We start from the raw sequence: 15,163 nt of genomic DNA, 5'->3' as shown, positions 1-15,163 counted from the left end.
CCGGGCGGCAGGTAAGCAACCTCAAGTCAAGACAGAGAAACAAGTAGGGGAGCTTGTGATGGCGGACACCGCCGAGACCCCGCAGCGCAGTGTGCGCGTGGTGTTGTTCGGGCTCATGATCGCGATGCTGCTCGCGATGCTGGACAACATGATCATCGGCACCGCGATGCCCACCATCGTGGGCGAACTGGGCGGCCTGGAGCACCTGTCGTGGGTGGTCACCGCCTACACGCTCGCCACCGCCGCATCGACGCCCGTCTGGGGCAAGCTCGGCGACCTGTACGGCCGCAAGGGCATCTTCATGTCGTCGATCGTGATCTTCCTGATCGGATCGGCGCTGTCCGGCATGGCGCAGGACATGGGCCAGCTGATCGCCTTCCGCGCCGTCCAGGGCCTGGGCGCCGGCGGTCTGATAGTCGGCGTGATGGCGATCATCGGTGACCTGATCCCGCCGCGCGAGCGCGGCAAGTACCAGGGCATGATGGCCGGCGTCATGGCGGTCGCCATGATCGGCGGCCCGCTCGTCGGCGGCTACATCACCGACAACTGGGGCTGGCGCTGGAGCTTCTACATCAACCTCCCGCTCGGTGTCGTCGCCCTCTTCATGATCTCGGCGGTGCTGCACCTGCCGAAGAAGACCATCAAGACCAGCATCGACTACCTCGGCACGGTGCTGCTGACCGTCGGCATCACCTCGCTCGTCCTGCTCACCACCTGGGGCGGCAACCAGTACGAGTGGGGCTCGCCCCAGATCCTGGGCCTGCTGGTGCTCGGCGTGGCCGCGCTGGCCGCCTTCCTCTACGTGGAGACCCGGGTCGCCGAGCCGGTCATCCCGCTGCACATCTTCCACAGCCGCAACTTCTCGCTGATCTCGGTGATCGGCTTCCTGGTCGGCTTCGTGATGTTCGGCGCGATGACCTTCCTGCCGCTGTTCCAGCAGACCGTCCAGGGCGCCTCGGCGACCAACTCCGGGCTCCTGCTGCTGCCGCTGCTGCTGTCGATGATGGTCGTCTCGCTGATAGCCGGCCGGGTCACCACCCAGACCGGCAAGTACAAGATCTTCCCGATCGTCGGCGGCGGCCTGATGACCGTCGGCCTCTACCTGCTGTCGACGATGGACACCGGCACCACCCGCTTCGTCTCCGGCCTGTGGATGGCCGTGCTCGGCGCGGGCATGGGCTTCCTGATGCAGATCACCATGCTCATCGCCCAGAACAGCGTCGAGATGAAGGACATGGGCGTCGGCTCCTCGTCCTCCACCCTCTTCCGGACGATCGGCGGCTCCTTCGGCGTCGCCCTCTTCGGCGCGATCTTCACCCACCAGGTGCAGAACACGATGACGGACCGCCTCGGCGACGCCGCCGCGGGTGCCGCCTCCGGCGCCGCCCAGCTGGACCCGGCGGGCCTGGCCAGGCTGGCTCCGCCGGTCAAGGACGCCTACCTGCACGCCGTCGCGGGCGGCACGCACCACGTCTTCCTGTGGGGCGCCGCCGTCAGCGTCATCGGCTTCCTGCTCGCCTTCTTCGTCAAGGAGATCCCGCTGCGCTCGGCGCCCACCGTGCCCAGCACGGAGGAGGCGGTCGCCGCGGTCGAGGTGGTCTGAGCCGCCGGCCCACCCCGACCCACCCGCTGCCGATGCCCGCCCGCAGGTCTTCCGACCCGCGTGCGGGCATCGTCCGTATGCGCGGGTCGCGCGCCTGCCCGGGCGCGTCGCGCGGCTACTCCCTCGGCAGCAGCAGCCGGGCGACCGCGCCGCCGCCGTCCGCCGCGGGCACGTTGCGGAAGGTGAGGCGGGCGCCCAGGACGCGGGTCTGGCCGGTGGCGATGGTCAGGCCCAGTCCGTGGCCGCTGCCGGCCCGGTCGCTGCTGCCCGTGCGGAAGCGGCTCGGGCCGTCGCGGAGCAGGTCGTCGGGGAAGCCCGGGCCGTGGTCGCGGACCTCCACGTACGGGCCGTCGACGGTGACCTCGATCGGCGGCCGGCCGTGCCGCGCGGCGTTCGCCAGCAGGTTGCCGAGGACCCGCTCCAGCCGGCGCGGATCGGTGCGGACGACGGCGTCCCCGCGTACGGTCACGGTCGCCTCGGGCGCCGCCGCCGCGACCCTGCGCCGCACGAAGTCGCCCAGCGCCACGTCCTGCAGGTCGGCCTGCTCGGCGGCGCCGTCCAGCCGGGCGACCTCCAGCACGTCCTCCACGAGCGTGCGCAGCGCCTGCGCACGGTCCCTGACCAGTTCCGAGGGGCGCCCCGGCGGCAGCAGCTCGGCCGCCGTGACCAGCCCCGTCACCGGGGTCCGCAGCTCGTGGGCGATGTCGGCGGTGACCCGGCGCTCGGCCTCCAGCCGGCCGGCCAGGGCGTCCGCCATGGCGTCCACGGCCCGCGCCAGCTCGTCCGTCTCGTCCCGGACCCGGCCGCCGATCGCGTCGCGCACCCGTACGTTCGTCTCCCCGTCGGCCACCCGGCCCGCCGCCTCGGCGGCCTTGCGCAGCCGCCGCGACAGCTGCCCGCCGATGAGCACGCCCAGCGCCGTACCGCCCACCACGACCGCCGAGGAGCCGATGACCAGCGCCTGGTCCAGGTCCTCCAGGACCGCGAAGCCGTCGGTGAAGGTCGTCTTCAGCGACAGGATCTTGCCGTCCTTGACCGGCGTCGCCGCCCACACCACCGGCGCGCCACCGGAGTTGTCGACGTAGGTGGCCCGCTTGCCCTCGCGGGCCAGCCGCTTCAGCGAGGCCGGCAGATCCGGGTCGTTGAGCCGGGCGCCGAAGAGGCTCCCCAGCCGCCCGGTGGACTCGTAGATCCGCTGGACGAACCGCACCCGCTCGTCCTGCACGTCCCGGGAGCTGTCGATCATGCTGGCCCGGGCCGCATTGTGCACCACGAGGCTCAGCACCAGCGCGACCAGCGCCGACACCACGGCGATCGCCACGCAGACCTTCCAGCGCAACCCGATCTTGGGCAGCGGGCGGCCCTTGTTCGCGGCGGGCCTGCCGGGACGCGCGGTCACCGCGTCAGCCCCTGAGCTTGTAGCCGAAGCCGCGCACCGTCTCGATGCGCTCCTGCCCGACCTTCGCCCGCAGCCGCTGGACGTGGACGTCCACGACCCGGGTGTCGCCGCCCCAGTCGTAGTCCCAGACCCGCTCCAGCAGCCGGTCCCTCGACAGCACCGTTCCCGGCGCCGCCGAGAACTCCAGCAGCAGCCGCATCTCCGTGGGGGTCAGCGCGATCCGCTCGCCGGCCCGCCGCACCTCCATCCCCTCCGGGTCCACCTCCAGGTCCCCGAAGGTCAGCACCCCCGCCCCGGCCGCGGGACCGTCCACCGCGGCCACCCGGAAGCGCCGCAGCACCGCCCGCATGCGGGCGGTCAGCACGGCGCCGTCGAACGGCTTGGTCACGTAGTCGTCGGCGCCGGCCTCCAGGCCCAGGACGACGTCGATGGCGTCCGCCCGCGCCGAGAGCATGATCACCGGCACCGTGGACTCGTCCCGGATGCGCCGGCACAGGCTCACCCCGTCCAGGCCCGGCACCATCACGTCCAGCAGCGCCAGGTCCGGCTGCCGCGCGCGGAACGCCGCCAGCCCGGCCAGGCCGTCCTGCACGGCCGTCACCTCGAAGCCGTCCCGCTCCAGCGCCAGCGTGGTCGCCTCGCGGATGACGTCGTCGTCCTCGACGAACAGGACGTGCGTCTCAGCCATGCGGAGCGCTCCCGGTGGTGCCGTCGTCCGTCCCGTAGTCGCGGTGGGAGAAGGAGACCTCCTCGAAGCGGGAGCCGTTCCACCGGTACGTGGTCACGTCCTCGCCCGAGGGGTTGGAGACCGCGTCCTGCGGCTCGTACACCTGGTGGGTCACCTTCAGGACGCCGCCGCTGACCTCGGCGAAGACGGGGGGCTGCTCGTCGGTGAAGACGTTGACGTACGCGCCGCCCACCCGCCGGTAGACGTAGCTGCCGATGCCCACGCTGTCCGCGCAGGTCGAGACGTTCACCACCAGGTCCGCGCCCTGCCCGCCGGTCAGCCGCGCGGTGCGGCGGTCCACCGGGTAGGGCTCCGCGGCGGCCACCGGACGGGCCTCGGTGACCGCGGACTGCGCGGGGCAGGCCGCCAGGCCGTCCCGGATGTCCCGGGCCACCTTCGGGTCCTGCCGCACCATGTGCACCACGTCCGCGGCGGCCTTCGCGTCCACCGCCGGTGGGTCCGCGGACCGCCCGGCGTCCAGCGGGTGGGCGTCCGCGGCGGGGGGCGACGCGGAGGGGGACGGCGGGGCGGGGGAGGCGACCGAGGCGGTGCCCTCCTCGCGCACACCCCCGGCGTCGCGGCAGCTGGTCACGGCGACGAGCGCCCCGCACACCGCGACAGCGGCGGCGGCGGCACCCACCGGGACTACGCTGCGGCGCACACGCCCTCCGTCCTGCCCGTGGCGGGCTCCACGGGCCTCCCGTATCCGTTGCTCTGCCGCTCCAGCTCGGCGCGCAGCCGCGCCAGTGCCCGGTGCAGCGTGCTCTTCACGGTACCCACCGACATGCCCAGCGCGTGCGCCGTCTCCTCCGTGCTGAGCTGCCGGTAGTGGCGCAGCAGCACCACCTGGCGCTGCTTGGGGGCCAGCATGCCGAGGGCGTCCAGCAGCATCGCCCGGTCCGCGCGCTGCTCGGCGCCGTCGTCGACGGAGCCCTCCGGCAGCTCGGGGGTGGGCACCTCCTCCAGCCGGCGGGCGCGCCACCACTCCGTCCGGGTGTTGATCATCACCCGGCGCATGTAGGCGTCGGCCAGGTTCTTGTCGGCGATGTCGCCCCAGCGCGGGTAGGTGCGCGCAAGCGCCGTCTGGACGAGGTCCTGGGCGTCGATCGGGTCCGGCACGAGCCGGCGCGCGCTGCGCAGCAGCGCCTCCTGCCGGTTCCGCACGTACTCCTCGAAGTCCATGACCGGGGCTGTCCCCTGGGCGTTCGCCGCCATGGCGTCCCTCCGTCCGGCGCGCTCGATTACGACCCGGCCGACGCTACGGAGCGGATGTCCGGCTTTGGCGACCGCCGCCGCACAGCGGACCCACAGCCACCCATCGGTTGTGTAACGACGCGGCCGCCGCGCAGGCGCGGCCCTCAGCCGGGCAGCCGGTACAGACCGTCCCGCAGGGGTTCCACCAGGCCGTCGGCGACCAGGCCGTCCAGGGCCCGGGCACGCTGGACGGGCTCGTGCCACACGGCGTCCAGCGCGGCCTGCGGCACCGGCTCCGTGGCCTCCCGCAGCACGGCCAGCAGCCTGCCCCGGACCTGGCGGTCGGTGCCGGCGTACGTCTGGCCGCGGCGCGGCGGGCCGTCGTGCGCGGGGGAGCCGGCCAGCCGCCAGGCGCACTGCCCGGCGATCGGGCAGCGCACGCACTCGGGGCCGCGGGCGGTGCAGATCAGCGCCCCCAGTTCCATCGTGGCCGCGGCCCAGCGGGCGGCGGTGGCCTCGTCGGCGGGGAGCATCCGGTGGGCGACCCGGCGTTCGGCGGCGGTCGTGGCGTTCGGCGGGTACTCCACACCGGTCACGGCACGCGCGAACACCCGGCGCACATTGGTGTCCAGCACCGGGTGCCGCTGCCCGTACGCGAAGGAGGCCACCGCGGCGGCCGTGTACTCCCCGACCCCCGGGAGGGCCAGCAACTCGGCGTGCTCCGTGGGCACTTCGCCGCCGTGCAGCTGGGCGATCGCGGTTGCGGCGGCGTGCAGCCGCAGCGCCCGGCGGGGATAGCCCAGCCGGCCCCAGGCGCGCACCGCCTCGCCGGCGGCCTCCGCGGCGAGGTCGCCCGGCGTGGGCCAGCGCTCCAGCCACTGCCCGTACACCGGCAGGACCCGGCTGACCGGGGTCTGCTGCAGCATGAACTCGCTGACCATGACGCCCCACGCGCCCGCCTCGGGGCGCCGCCACGGCAGGTCCCGGGCGTGGTCGTCGAACCAGTCGATCACGGGCGAGTGCAGCGGGTGGTGGTCGCGGTCGTCGTTCATAGCGCCTTCGATCCTACGTCCCCGGGGGCGCCGCGGCGGGCAGCGCGAACGGGTGAGGGAGTTCCCCGGAACGGAGGGGAGATCTGCTGATCAATCACACAAGTTGCCAGCGTGCCGCGCGTGCCTTGGTCCGATTCATGGGAAACCGCATAAGGTTTGCGCGTGGGCTCTATGCGCAATCCCGTAGGACCTCTCCCGTCCTCCATCTACTGGCGGCGACGGGCGGTTGTGCTGCTCCTGCTCGCGCTGCTCACCGTCCTGGCCGTATGGGCCGTCAATTCCCGTGACGGCGGGGGGAACAGCGCCAACGGGCCGGACGGCCGCACGCCGGCGCCGTCCATCACCCCCGGTCCGTCCGCGAGCGGTCCGCTCAACAGCTCCCGCCCGGGCGGTTCGGTCGGCGGCGGGGGAGGCGACGACGGCGGTGACGCCTCGGACGGCGGCGCGGACGGTGGTACCGGCGACTCCGGTGCCACGGACGGCGGTTCGCAGGGCGCCGACGCGGGCGCCGGCGACGGCGGCGCGGACTCCGGTGCCTCGGGCGCCGCGGGGACGGGCGGCTCCGGCGGCAGCGGAGGCGGTAGCGGGAACGGCGGCGGCGGTGGGCAGTTGCCTGCGGGCTCCTCGCTGCCGGACTGCGGTCCGGGTGTCTCGGTGAGCGTGCGCAGCACCGACAACGCCTACGAGCCCGGTGAGCGGCCCCGGTTCACGCTGACCGCGACCAACCCCACCGCAACCGCCTGCAAGCTGGACTTCGGCCCGGAGTCCGCGGTGCTGTCCATCACCGACGTGGGCGACCACCACGTGTGGGCCAGCGACGACTGCCCCAGGAGCCGGGCGTCGTACCTGCTGCAGGTCCCGGCGGGCGGTTCGACCTCGTACGACGTCGAGTGGGACCGCCGGACGAGCTCCCCGCAGTGCGCCACGCCCAAGACCCGCACCGCCCCCTACGGCACCTACCTGCTCGAGGTGAAGCTGCCGGGCCGCTCCGCCAAGCAGACGTCCTTCGTCCTGAAGAACGTCTAGGGAGCCCCGGCCGGGCCGGGACGCTCCGGACACCCTGGACGCCCCGGCGTCCGGGGCCCGGGGTCCCTCGGGGTCTCAGACGTAGCGCTCCAGGATCGAGGACTCCGCGAGGCGCGACAGGCCCTCGCGGACGGAGCGGGCCCGGGCCTCGCCGACACCGTCGACGGTCTGCAGGTCGTCCACGCTCGCGGCGAGCAGCTTCTGCAGCCCGCCGAAGTGCTCGACCAGCCGCTCCACGATCGTGTTGGGCAGCCGGGGCACCTTCGCCAGCAGCCGGTACCCGCGCGGCGACACCGCGGAGTCCAGCGCCTCCGGGGAGCCCGCGTAGCCCAGCGCCCTCGCCACGGTGGGGAGTTCGAGCAGTTCGCCCTGGGGCAGCGAGTCCAGTTCGGCGAGCGCCTCGGCGACCGTGCGGCTGCGCTTGGCGGTCGGCTCCGGCACGTAGTCGCGGACGACCAGCTCGCGCTCGGGCTCGACGCCCGCGATCAGCTCGTCCAGCTGCAGGGAGAGCAGCCGGCCGTCGGTGCCCAGCTCGACCACGTACTCCGCGATCTCCGTGGCGATCCGGCGCACCATCTCCAGGCGCTGCGCGACCGCCGTGACGTCCCGGACGGTGACCAGGTCCTCGATCTCCAGGGCGGAGAGCGTGCCGGCGACCTCGTCCAGGCGCAGCTTGTAACGCTCCAGCGTGGCCAGCGCCTGGTTGGCGCGGGAGAGGATGGCCGCCGAGTCCTCCAGGACGCGACGCTGCCCGCCCACGTACAGGGCGATCAGCCGCATCGACTGGCTGACGGACACCACGGGGAAGCCGGTCTGGATGGAGACCCGCTGCGCGGTGCGGTGGCGGGTGCCGGTCTCCTCGGTGGGGATGGCCGCGTCCGGCACCAGCTGGACCCCGGCCCGCACGATCTTGGTGATGTCCCGGTCGAGGATGAGGGCGCCGTCGAGCTTGCACAGCTCGCGCAGCCTGGTGGCGCTGAACTCGACGTCCAGCACGAAACCGCCGGTGCACAGCGATTCGACGGTCTTGTCCATGCCCAGCACGATGAGGCCGCCGGTGTTGCCGCGCAGAACCCGCTCGAGGCCGTCCCGAAGGCCCGTGCCGGGGGCGACGGCGCTCAGGGAGGCGCGCATCAGGCCCTCACCGCCGGAGCCCTCGCGACCCCAGGCCTTGCCGGGAGCTGCCGCCCGGTCGTTGGCTGCCACTGCTCTCCTCCGGTCGTACGGATGCCCGGATGGGCGAGACCAGGGCAAAGTTTACCGTCGGAAGGGTCAGGGACGTGGGGCCCTCTTGGGCAGGACGCGCAGGGCGTCCCCTATGTCCGTCACCTCCGTCACCTTCATCCCCGCCGGGATCTTCCCCGGGTCCGGCGGCACGAGGGCGTGGGTGAAGCCCAGCCGGGCCGCCTCCGCGAGCCTGCGCTGCACCCCGGTGACCCTCCTGACCTCGCCCGCCAGGCCCACCTCACCCACCGCGACCAGGTTCTTCGGCAGCGGCGTGTCGATCGCCGCGCTGGCCAGGGCGAGCGCCACCGCCAGGTCGGCGGCCGGCTCCCCGAGCTTCACGCCGCCGACGGTGGCCGTGTAGATGTCCTGCTTGCCGATCGACTTGATCCGGCCCCGCTGCTCCAGCACCGCCAGCATCATCGACACCCGGGAGTTCTCCAGGCCGGAGGTCGTACGGCGCGGGGAGGGGATCTGGGTGTCGACGGTCAGCGCCTGCACCTCGGCGACCAGCGGGCGCTTGCCCTCCAGGGTCACCGTCAGGCACGTGCCGGGGACGGGCTCGTCGCGCCGGGTCAGGAAGAGACCGGACGGGTCGGCCAGGCCCGTGATGCCCTCGTCGTGCAGCTCGAAGCAGCCGACCTCGTCGGTGGCGCCGTAGCGGTTCTTGATGCCCCGGATCAGGCGGAGGCGGGCGTGCCGGTCGCCCTCGAAGGACAGCACCACGTCCACCAGGTGCTCCAGGAGGCGGGGACCCGCGATCGCCCCGTCCTTGGTGACGTGGCCGACGAGCAGCGTCGACATGCCCCGCTCCTTCGACGCGCGGATCAGGGCGCCCGCGACCTCGCGCACCTGGGCCATGCCGCCGGGGGCGCCGTCGATCTCCGGGGAGGCGACGGTCTGCACCGAGTCCAGGATCAGCAGGGACGGCTTCACGTCGTCGAGGTGGCCGAGCACGGCCGACAGGTCCGTCTCGGCGGCCAGGAAGAGGTGGTCGGAGAGCGCCCCGATGCGGTCGGCGCGGAGCCGGACCTGCGAGGCGGACTCCTCGCCCGTCACGTACAGCGTCCGGGCCTGCGGGCCGGCGGCCTTCGCCGCCACGTCCAGCAGGAGGGTCGACTTGCCCACGCCGGGCTCGCCGGCGAGCAGCACCACGGCCCCGGGCACCAGCCCGCCGCCCAGGACCCGGTCCAGCTCCGGCACGCCCGTGCCGCGCGCGGTGGCCTGGCGCCCGTCCACCTGGCCGATCGGCTTGGCGGGCGTGGTCACCCGGCCCGCCGCGGTCGTCCGCACCGGCGACGCGCCGCCGTACTCCTCGACCGTCCCCCACGCCTGGCACTCGCCGCAGCGGCCGAGCCACTTGGCCGTCGTCCAGCCGCACTCCGTGCAGCGGTACGACGGACGGTCCTTGGAAGCGGGGCGGGTACGGGCAGCCATGTGCCGCACGCTATCGGGTGCCACCGACAACGCGGCGCCGCCCCGGGCGCGGACGTCTGCCGTCCGCTCCGGAAAAGGCTCGCGCACCTGGCCGGAGGGGTCACCCGGGGGAGTGAGCGGCGTGTGCTCTTTCGGGCGGGATCACCACCCATTTGGATTAAAGCCCGCCGTGATGCCTGAGGGCGTACGGGTCGTGGTCCTACCGTCACGGAGTGATGAGCAGCAGGTCTGACACACCCTCCCAGACAACCGGCGCGCACCGCCGACACCGCGCGCCGGTCCAGCGTGGCCGCTCCGCGCCGGGGGCCACCGGGTCCCCGGCGCGGCGGCGGCCGCGCCCGCAGGGGACCCTGCCCGCGCAGCCGCCGGCCCACTACGAGCCGTACCTGGACGGGCTGTTCACCTACTGCCTCTCGGTGCTGTGCGAGCACGACTCCGCCGCCGCCGCCCTCGGCGACGTGCTGGCCGTGGCCGAGCGCCAGCGCGCCCGGCTGCGCGACCCGGAGCTGCGCAGGCCCTGGCTGTACGCGCTGGCCCGCTGGGCCTGCCTGCGCACCCTGGCCGAGGGCCGCCCGGTGTCGGTGCAGGCCTCCGCGGACGTCGCCGCCCGCAGGCGCGGCGAACTGGCGGCACTGGCCTGGCCCGAGGCGGCCGGCACCACCCCCGAGCAGCGCGAGGCGCTGGAACTCGCCGTCCGGCACCAGCTGGCCCCGCACGAGGTGGCCCTGGTCGTCGGACGGGAGCCGGACGCGACGCGGGCGCTGCTCGCCCAGGCGGCCTGCGAGGTGGAGCGCACCCGGGCGGCCCTCGCCGTGGTCGAGCTCGGCAACTGCGCGGCCGTCGCCCGGCTCGCCGGTGACGCCCGGGTGCTGCTGGGCTCGGCGCTCCGCCGCGAGCTGGTGACCCACGTCGACGTCTGCCCGCACTGCCGGGTCACGGCCGAGCGCGCCGTGGCGACGGGCCCCTGGCCGGGCCTGGCCACCACCGCCGCCACGGCCGTGCTGTCGACGGTCGAGGCACCCCGCTCCGCCGCGTACGCCGCCCTGCTGCACGCCATGCGGGGCGGCGTCGGACGCGCCCGCCAGGGCACCCCGCGCTTCGACCGGCACGGCTTCCCGATGGACCTCAAGGAACGGATGGCGCGGCGGGCCCGGATGCGGCACCGCGCGGTGACCTCCACGGTCGTCGCGGCCGTCGTCGCGGCGCCGGTGCTGGCGCTGTGGGCGGCGTACCACGGCGCGCCGCTGGCCCCCGAGCACAAAGGGGAAGGTTCCTTCAGCGCCGGCGAGGGCCTCGACGGCGTGCAGTACGAGAAGGCGGGCGTCGCGGGCGCGGCCGACGCGCGCGGGCGGTCCAACCGCGGCCAGGGCCGCCTGTCGGTCTCCGTCGTCTCCGCCGCCCCCTCGGCGTCCACCGCCGCCTCCGCCCCGGCGGGGGCCCGCGGCTCCGCCTCGCCGTCCGGCGACCTCGCGGACGGCGAGGACCGCTCGGCGCCCCGCCCGGGCCGGCTGCTGGTGGAGGCCCGCTCGCGCGGTCACGTCACCGTCGTCACCCTCACCGCCGAGGGCGCCGCACCGGTGCGCTGGCGGGCGGCCACCTCCGAGCCGTGGCTGCGGCTCAGCCGCAGTCACGGCAGGCTCCGCCCCGGCGAGAGCATGACGCTGACGGTCTCCGTGGACCGCTCGCGCGAGCCCGAGGGGCCCTGGGCGGCACGTATCTGGTTCGACCCGTCGGGTGCCGTCGTCACGATCGAGGGGCGGGGGAGGCCGCAGTCGTCGCCCTCCCCGGACCCCTCGCCGAGCCCGTCCGACCCCGGCCCGTCACCGAGCGACCCGCACCCGCCGAGCCAGAGCCCCTCGGGTTCCCCGTCCTCCGCCGCGGACGGGGGCCAGGGCCAGGGCCACACCGGTGAGTAGGCGGCCGGGTGACGGCACGGCCTACCCGGCGTCCTCGCCCCGGCCGCGCGGGTCCGGCGTCGACGGGTCCGCGGGGTGCGGCGCCATCGGCAGCAGCGAGGCGAGCCGCTGCTCGCACAGCTCGACGAGCCGTTCGTAGGCCGGCCGCCCCATCAGCTCCGTGAGCTCCGCCCGGTACGAGACGTACACCGGGTCGCCCGCGCCGTGCGCGGACCGCGCGCCGGTGCACCACCAGTGCAGGTCGTGGCCGCCGGGGCCCCAGCCGCGCCGGTCGTACTCGCCGATCGAGATCATCAGCACCCGCGTGTCGTCCGGGCGGTCCACCCAGTCGTACGTCCGCCGGATCGGCAGCTGCCAGCACACGTCCGGCTTGGTCTCCAGCGGCTCGCGGCCCTCCTTGAGCGCGAGCGTGTGCAGCGCGCAGCCGGCGCCCGCCGGGAAGCCCGGGCGGTTGAGGAAGATGCAGGCGCCCTGGTGCCGCCGGGTCTGCCGGTCGCCGTCCTCGTTGACCTCGGCCCAGCCGTCCTCCTCGCCGACCCCGTGGAACTGCCACAGTTCCGGGGTGAGCCGCTCCACGTGCCGTGCGACGCGCTTCTCGTCGTCGTCGTCCGAGAAGTGCGCGCCGAGGGTGCAGCAGCCGTCGCTCGCCCGGCCCGCCTGGATGCCCTCGCAGCCCCGGCCGAAGACGCAGTTCCACCGTGAGGTGAGCCACGTCAGGTCGCACCGGAAGACCTGTTCCTCGTCCGCCGGATCGGGGAACTCGACCCACGCGCGCGGGAAATCGAGCCCGACCTCGTCCGACACGTCCGGGTGATGCTGCCGCTTCGTCGCCTTTTTCACCTTCGCCACGATGTCAGGGTAAGCATGTGAAGCTTCTCGAGTGGTCACCCGCGCACGTGCCCATACCCCGCATGTCCCCGGTCCGGGTCCGGCGCAGTAGCGTGCCGGGCATGAGACTCGGTGTCCTCGACGTGGGTTCGAATACCGTCCACCTTCTGGTCATGGACGCGCACCCCGGCGCGCGTCCGCTCCCGGCGTACTCCCACAAGGCGGAGCTGCGGCTGGCGGAGCTGCTGGACGAGGACGGCGCGATCCGCGAGGACGGCGTGCGGCGGCTGGTCGCCCAGGTCGCCGAGGCCCTGGTCGTCGCCGAGGACAAGGGCGTCGAGGACGTCCTGCCGTTCGCCACCAGCGCGGTGCGCGAGGCCGCCAACGGCGAGCAGGTGCTCGCCCGGGTCGCCGCCGAGACCGGGGTCAACCTGACCGTGCTGTCCGGGGAGGACGAGGCACGGCTCACCTTCCTCGCCGCCCGCCGCTGGTTCGGCTGGTCCTCCGGCCGGCTGCTCATGCTGGACATCGGCGGCGGCTCCCTGGAGATCGCGTACGGCATGGACGAGGACCCGGACGCCGCCGTCTCCCTGCCGCTCGGCGCCGGCCGGCTCACCAGCGGCTGGCTGCCCGGCGACCCGCCCGCCGCCGACGACGTGCGCGGCCTGCGCAAGCACGTGCGCGCCGAGATCGCCCGCACCGTCGCGGAGTTCAGCCGGCTCGGCGCGCCCGACCACGTGGTCGGCACCTCCAAGACCTTCAAGCAGCTGGCCCGGATCGCCGGCGCGGCGCGCTCCGCCGAGGGCCTGTACGTACAGCGCACCCTCAGCCGCAAGGCGTTGGCGGAGTGGGTGCCGCGGCTGGCCGCCATGACCGAGGGCGCCCGTCGGGAACTCCCGGGCGTGTCGGAGGGCCGGGCCCGCCAGTTGCTGGCCGGGGCGCTGGTCGCGGACGCGGCGATGGACCTGTACGGGGTCACGGAGCTGGAGGTCTGCCCGTGGGCGCTGCGCGAGGGCGTCATCCTGCGCCGCCTCGACCTGATGACGAGCGACCGGGGCTGAGACGGCGCACGCGGTGCGGCCGCCCCGCGGCCCCCGCGCCCCGCGCGTGTCGATCGCGTCACGTCGGCCGGGTGCGATGTGCCGTTCGGCCGACCGGCCGCCGTACGCTGTTCCCCGTGGCAGCCCCTGACCCTGTGGACCCGAACGGACACACCGTGCGCGTACCGGACGCGAAGGTCGCGCTGTCCACGGCCTCGGTCTACCCCGAGTCCACGGCGACGGCCTTCGAGATCGCGGCCCGGCTGGGCTACGACGGCGTCGAGGTGATGGTGTGGACCGACCCGGTCAGCCAGGACATCGAGGCGCTGCGCCGCCTCTCGGACTACCACGCCATCCCGATCCTGGCCGTGCACGCCCCCTGCCTGCTGATCACCCAGCGGGTCTGGTCGACCGACCCGTGGGTGAAGCTGCAGCGGGCCCGGGCGGCGGCGGAGAAGCTGGGCGCCTCGACCGTGGTCGTCCACCCGCCGTTCCGCTGGCAGCGCAGCTACGCGCGGGAGTTCGTCAGCGGCATCTGGCGGATGGCGGACGAGACCGACGTGCGGTTCGCCGTCGAGAACATGTACCCGTGGCGCTACCGCGACCGGGAGATGCTCGCCTACGCCCCCGACTGGGACCCGACCAAGGACGACTACCGGCACTTCACCATCGACCTGTCGCACACCGCCACGGCCAGGACGGAGACGCTGGAGATGCTCGACCGCATGGGCGACCGGCTCGGCCACGTCCACCTGGCCGACGGCAGCGGCTCCGGCAAGGACGAGCACCTGGTGCCCGGACGCGGCAAGCAGCCCTGCGCGCAGGTGCTGGAGGGCCTGGCGGCGCGCGGCTTCGACGGCCACGTCGTGATCGAGGTCAACACCCGGCGCGCGATGTCGGCCGCCGAGCGCGAGGCGGACCTCGCCGAGGCACTCGCGTTCACCCGGCTGCACCTGGCCGCGGCCGCCCGGGTGCGCTGATGGTCCCGGACGGCGACGCCGGCAGGCGCGGCCGCGGCCGGCCCGCGGGAAGCCGCTCGGGCACCCCCGAGACGCGCGACCGGATCCTCGCCGCCGCCCGCCAGGAGTTCTCCGCCCACGGCTACGACCGGACCTCGATCCGCTCCATCGCCAAGTCCGCGGGCGTGGACTCGGCGCTGGTCCACCACTACTTCGGGGCGAAGGAGCAGGTCTTCGCGGCCTCCATCGAGTTGAGCTTCGAGCCCGCCTTCGGCGTCCCCGACGTCCTCGCGGCCGGCCCCGAGGGCGTCGGCGAGCGGCTGGCCCGCTTCTTCGTCACCATCTGGGAGAACCCGGTCTCCCGGGCCCCCATGCTGGCGATCCTCCGCTCCGCCGTGACCAACGACACGGCGGCGGGCGTGCTGCGCGGCATCGTCCTGCGGCGGCTGCTGGAACGCGTCGCGTCGGAGCTGGAGGTCCCCGACCCGAGGCTGCGCGCGGAACTCGCGGGTGCCCAGATGATCGGGCTCGCGATGATGCGCTACGTCATCAGGATCGAGCCGCTGGCGTCGGCGGACATGGAGGAGGTCGTCGCCCTCGTGGCGCCGACGCTCCAGCGCTACCTGACCGATCCGGGACCCGTCACGGGCTGAGCCCGCACCGCGGCCCGCGGGCCGACAATGGGAGGGAGCGGTTCCGGTGCGTCGCCGGCCCCGCGGCCGACCCGCGGCGGCCGGTACCGGACGTCATCCAGAGCG

General features: G+C 74.3%; 14 protein-coding genes. 6 read left to right on the top strand and 8 right to left on the bottom strand.

Features of this window, described 5'->3' with window-relative positions:
- Positions 1 to 58 precede the first annotated feature (58 nt).
- The gene (locus tag ACFZAU_RS28170; protein WP_500463768.1) at positions 59 to 1,603 is read left to right on the top strand and encodes an MDR family MFS transporter; all 1,545 of its coding nucleotides are present in this window, start codon (positions 59 to 61) and stop codon (positions 1,601 to 1,603) included.
- A gap of 115 nt (positions 1,604 to 1,718) precedes the next feature.
- Here ACFZAU_RS28170 and ACFZAU_RS28165 read toward each other — a convergent pair whose 3' ends face one another.
- The 5 genes from ACFZAU_RS28165 to ACFZAU_RS28145 all read right to left on the bottom strand — a co-directional run bounded on the left by ACFZAU_RS28165 (position 1,719) and on the right by ACFZAU_RS28145 (position 5,975).
- Entirely contained in the window at positions 1,719 to 3,002 is a 1,284-nt protein-coding gene (locus tag ACFZAU_RS28165) for a sensor histidine kinase (RefSeq protein WP_500554449.1), read from the bottom strand.
- Positions 3,003 to 3,006: 4 nt separating this feature from the next.
- The gene (gene cseB, locus ACFZAU_RS28160) at positions 3,007 to 3,690 is read right to left on the bottom strand and encodes a two-component system response regulator CseB (protein WP_500554448.1); all 684 of its coding nucleotides are present in this window, start codon (positions 3,688 to 3,690) and stop codon (positions 3,007 to 3,009) included.
- Positions 3,683 to 4,390 carry a hypothetical protein gene (locus tag ACFZAU_RS28155; RefSeq protein WP_500554447.1) on the bottom strand — a complete coding sequence of 236 codons (708 nt, stop codon included), beginning with the start codon at positions 4,388 to 4,390 and terminating at the stop codon, positions 3,683 to 3,685. Before ACFZAU_RS28155 ends, cseB begins: the two co-directional genes overlap by 8 nt.
- Positions 4,375 to 4,944 (bottom strand): SigE family RNA polymerase sigma factor, encoded by a 570-nt coding sequence (locus ACFZAU_RS28150; RefSeq protein WP_499610854.1) that lies wholly within the window; start codon positions 4,942 to 4,944, stop codon positions 4,375 to 4,377. Before ACFZAU_RS28150 ends, ACFZAU_RS28155 begins: the two co-directional genes overlap by 16 nt.
- A gap of 143 nt (positions 4,945 to 5,087) precedes the next feature.
- The gene (locus ACFZAU_RS28145; RefSeq protein WP_500554446.1) at positions 5,088 to 5,975 is read right to left on the bottom strand and encodes an HhH-GPD family protein; all 888 of its coding nucleotides are present in this window, start codon (positions 5,973 to 5,975) and stop codon (positions 5,088 to 5,090) included.
- A 171-nt stretch (positions 5,976 to 6,146) separates the two neighbouring features.
- Here ACFZAU_RS28145 and ACFZAU_RS28140 point away from each other — a divergent pair, with 171 nt between their 5' ends.
- Entirely contained in the window at positions 6,147 to 7,001 is an 855-nt protein-coding gene (locus ACFZAU_RS28140; RefSeq protein WP_500554445.1) for a hypothetical protein, read from the top strand.
- Positions 7,002 to 7,076: 75 nt separating this feature from the next.
- Here ACFZAU_RS28140 and disA read toward each other — a convergent pair whose 3' ends face one another.
- Both disA and radA read right to left on the bottom strand, forming a co-directional pair.
- Positions 7,077 to 8,207 (bottom strand): DNA integrity scanning diadenylate cyclase DisA, encoded by a 1,131-nt coding sequence (gene disA, locus ACFZAU_RS28135; RefSeq protein ID WP_499610862.1) that lies wholly within the window; start codon positions 8,205 to 8,207, stop codon positions 7,077 to 7,079.
- Between the two features lie 66 nt (positions 8,208 to 8,273).
- Positions 8,274 to 9,662 (bottom strand): DNA repair protein RadA, encoded by a 1,389-nt coding sequence (gene radA, locus ACFZAU_RS28130; RefSeq protein ID WP_499610865.1) that lies wholly within the window; start codon positions 9,660 to 9,662, stop codon positions 8,274 to 8,276.
- A gap of 215 nt (positions 9,663 to 9,877) precedes the next feature.
- Here radA and ACFZAU_RS28125 point away from each other — a divergent pair, with 215 nt between their 5' ends.
- On the top strand, positions 9,878 to 11,578 hold the full coding sequence (locus tag ACFZAU_RS28125) for a BACON domain-containing protein (protein ID WP_500554444.1): 1,701 nt from the start codon (positions 9,878 to 9,880) through the stop codon (positions 11,576 to 11,578).
- 21 nt (positions 11,579 to 11,599) lie between these two features.
- On the opposite strand, the gene ACFZAU_RS28120 is transcribed toward ACFZAU_RS28125, so the two are convergent.
- Entirely contained in the window at positions 11,600 to 12,427 is an 828-nt protein-coding gene (locus tag ACFZAU_RS28120) for a DUF3109 family protein (protein WP_500554443.1), read from the bottom strand.
- Between the two features lie 101 nt (positions 12,428 to 12,528).
- Between ACFZAU_RS28120 and ACFZAU_RS28115 the strand changes: the two genes are divergently transcribed.
- The 3 genes from ACFZAU_RS28115 to ACFZAU_RS28105 all read left to right on the top strand — a co-directional run bounded on the left by ACFZAU_RS28115 (position 12,529) and on the right by ACFZAU_RS28105 (position 15,058).
- A complete protein-coding gene (locus ACFZAU_RS28115) occupies positions 12,529 to 13,467 on the top strand; it encodes a Ppx/GppA family phosphatase (protein WP_499610873.1) in 939 nt (312 codons plus the stop codon).
- A 155-nt stretch (positions 13,468 to 13,622) separates the two neighbouring features.
- Positions 13,623 to 14,426 carry a sugar phosphate isomerase/epimerase family protein gene (locus tag ACFZAU_RS28110; RefSeq protein WP_499610906.1) on the top strand — a complete coding sequence of 268 codons (804 nt, stop codon included), beginning with the start codon at positions 13,623 to 13,625 and terminating at the stop codon, positions 14,424 to 14,426.
- Positions 14,426 to 15,058, top strand: coding sequence for a TetR/AcrR family transcriptional regulator (locus ACFZAU_RS28105; RefSeq protein ID WP_500466267.1), 633 nt, complete (start codon positions 14,426 to 14,428; stop codon positions 15,056 to 15,058). The genes ACFZAU_RS28110 and ACFZAU_RS28105 overlap by 1 nt, the downstream gene beginning before the upstream one ends.
- The last annotated feature ends 105 nt before the right edge of the window (positions 15,059 to 15,163 follow it).

It is taken from the genome of Streptomyces sp. NPDC008238 (assembly GCF_042956445.1).
Classification (GTDB): Bacteria; Actinomycetota; Actinomycetes; order Streptomycetales; family Streptomycetaceae; genus Actinacidiphila.
This window is presented reverse-complemented; position numbering and strand designations above follow the sequence as displayed.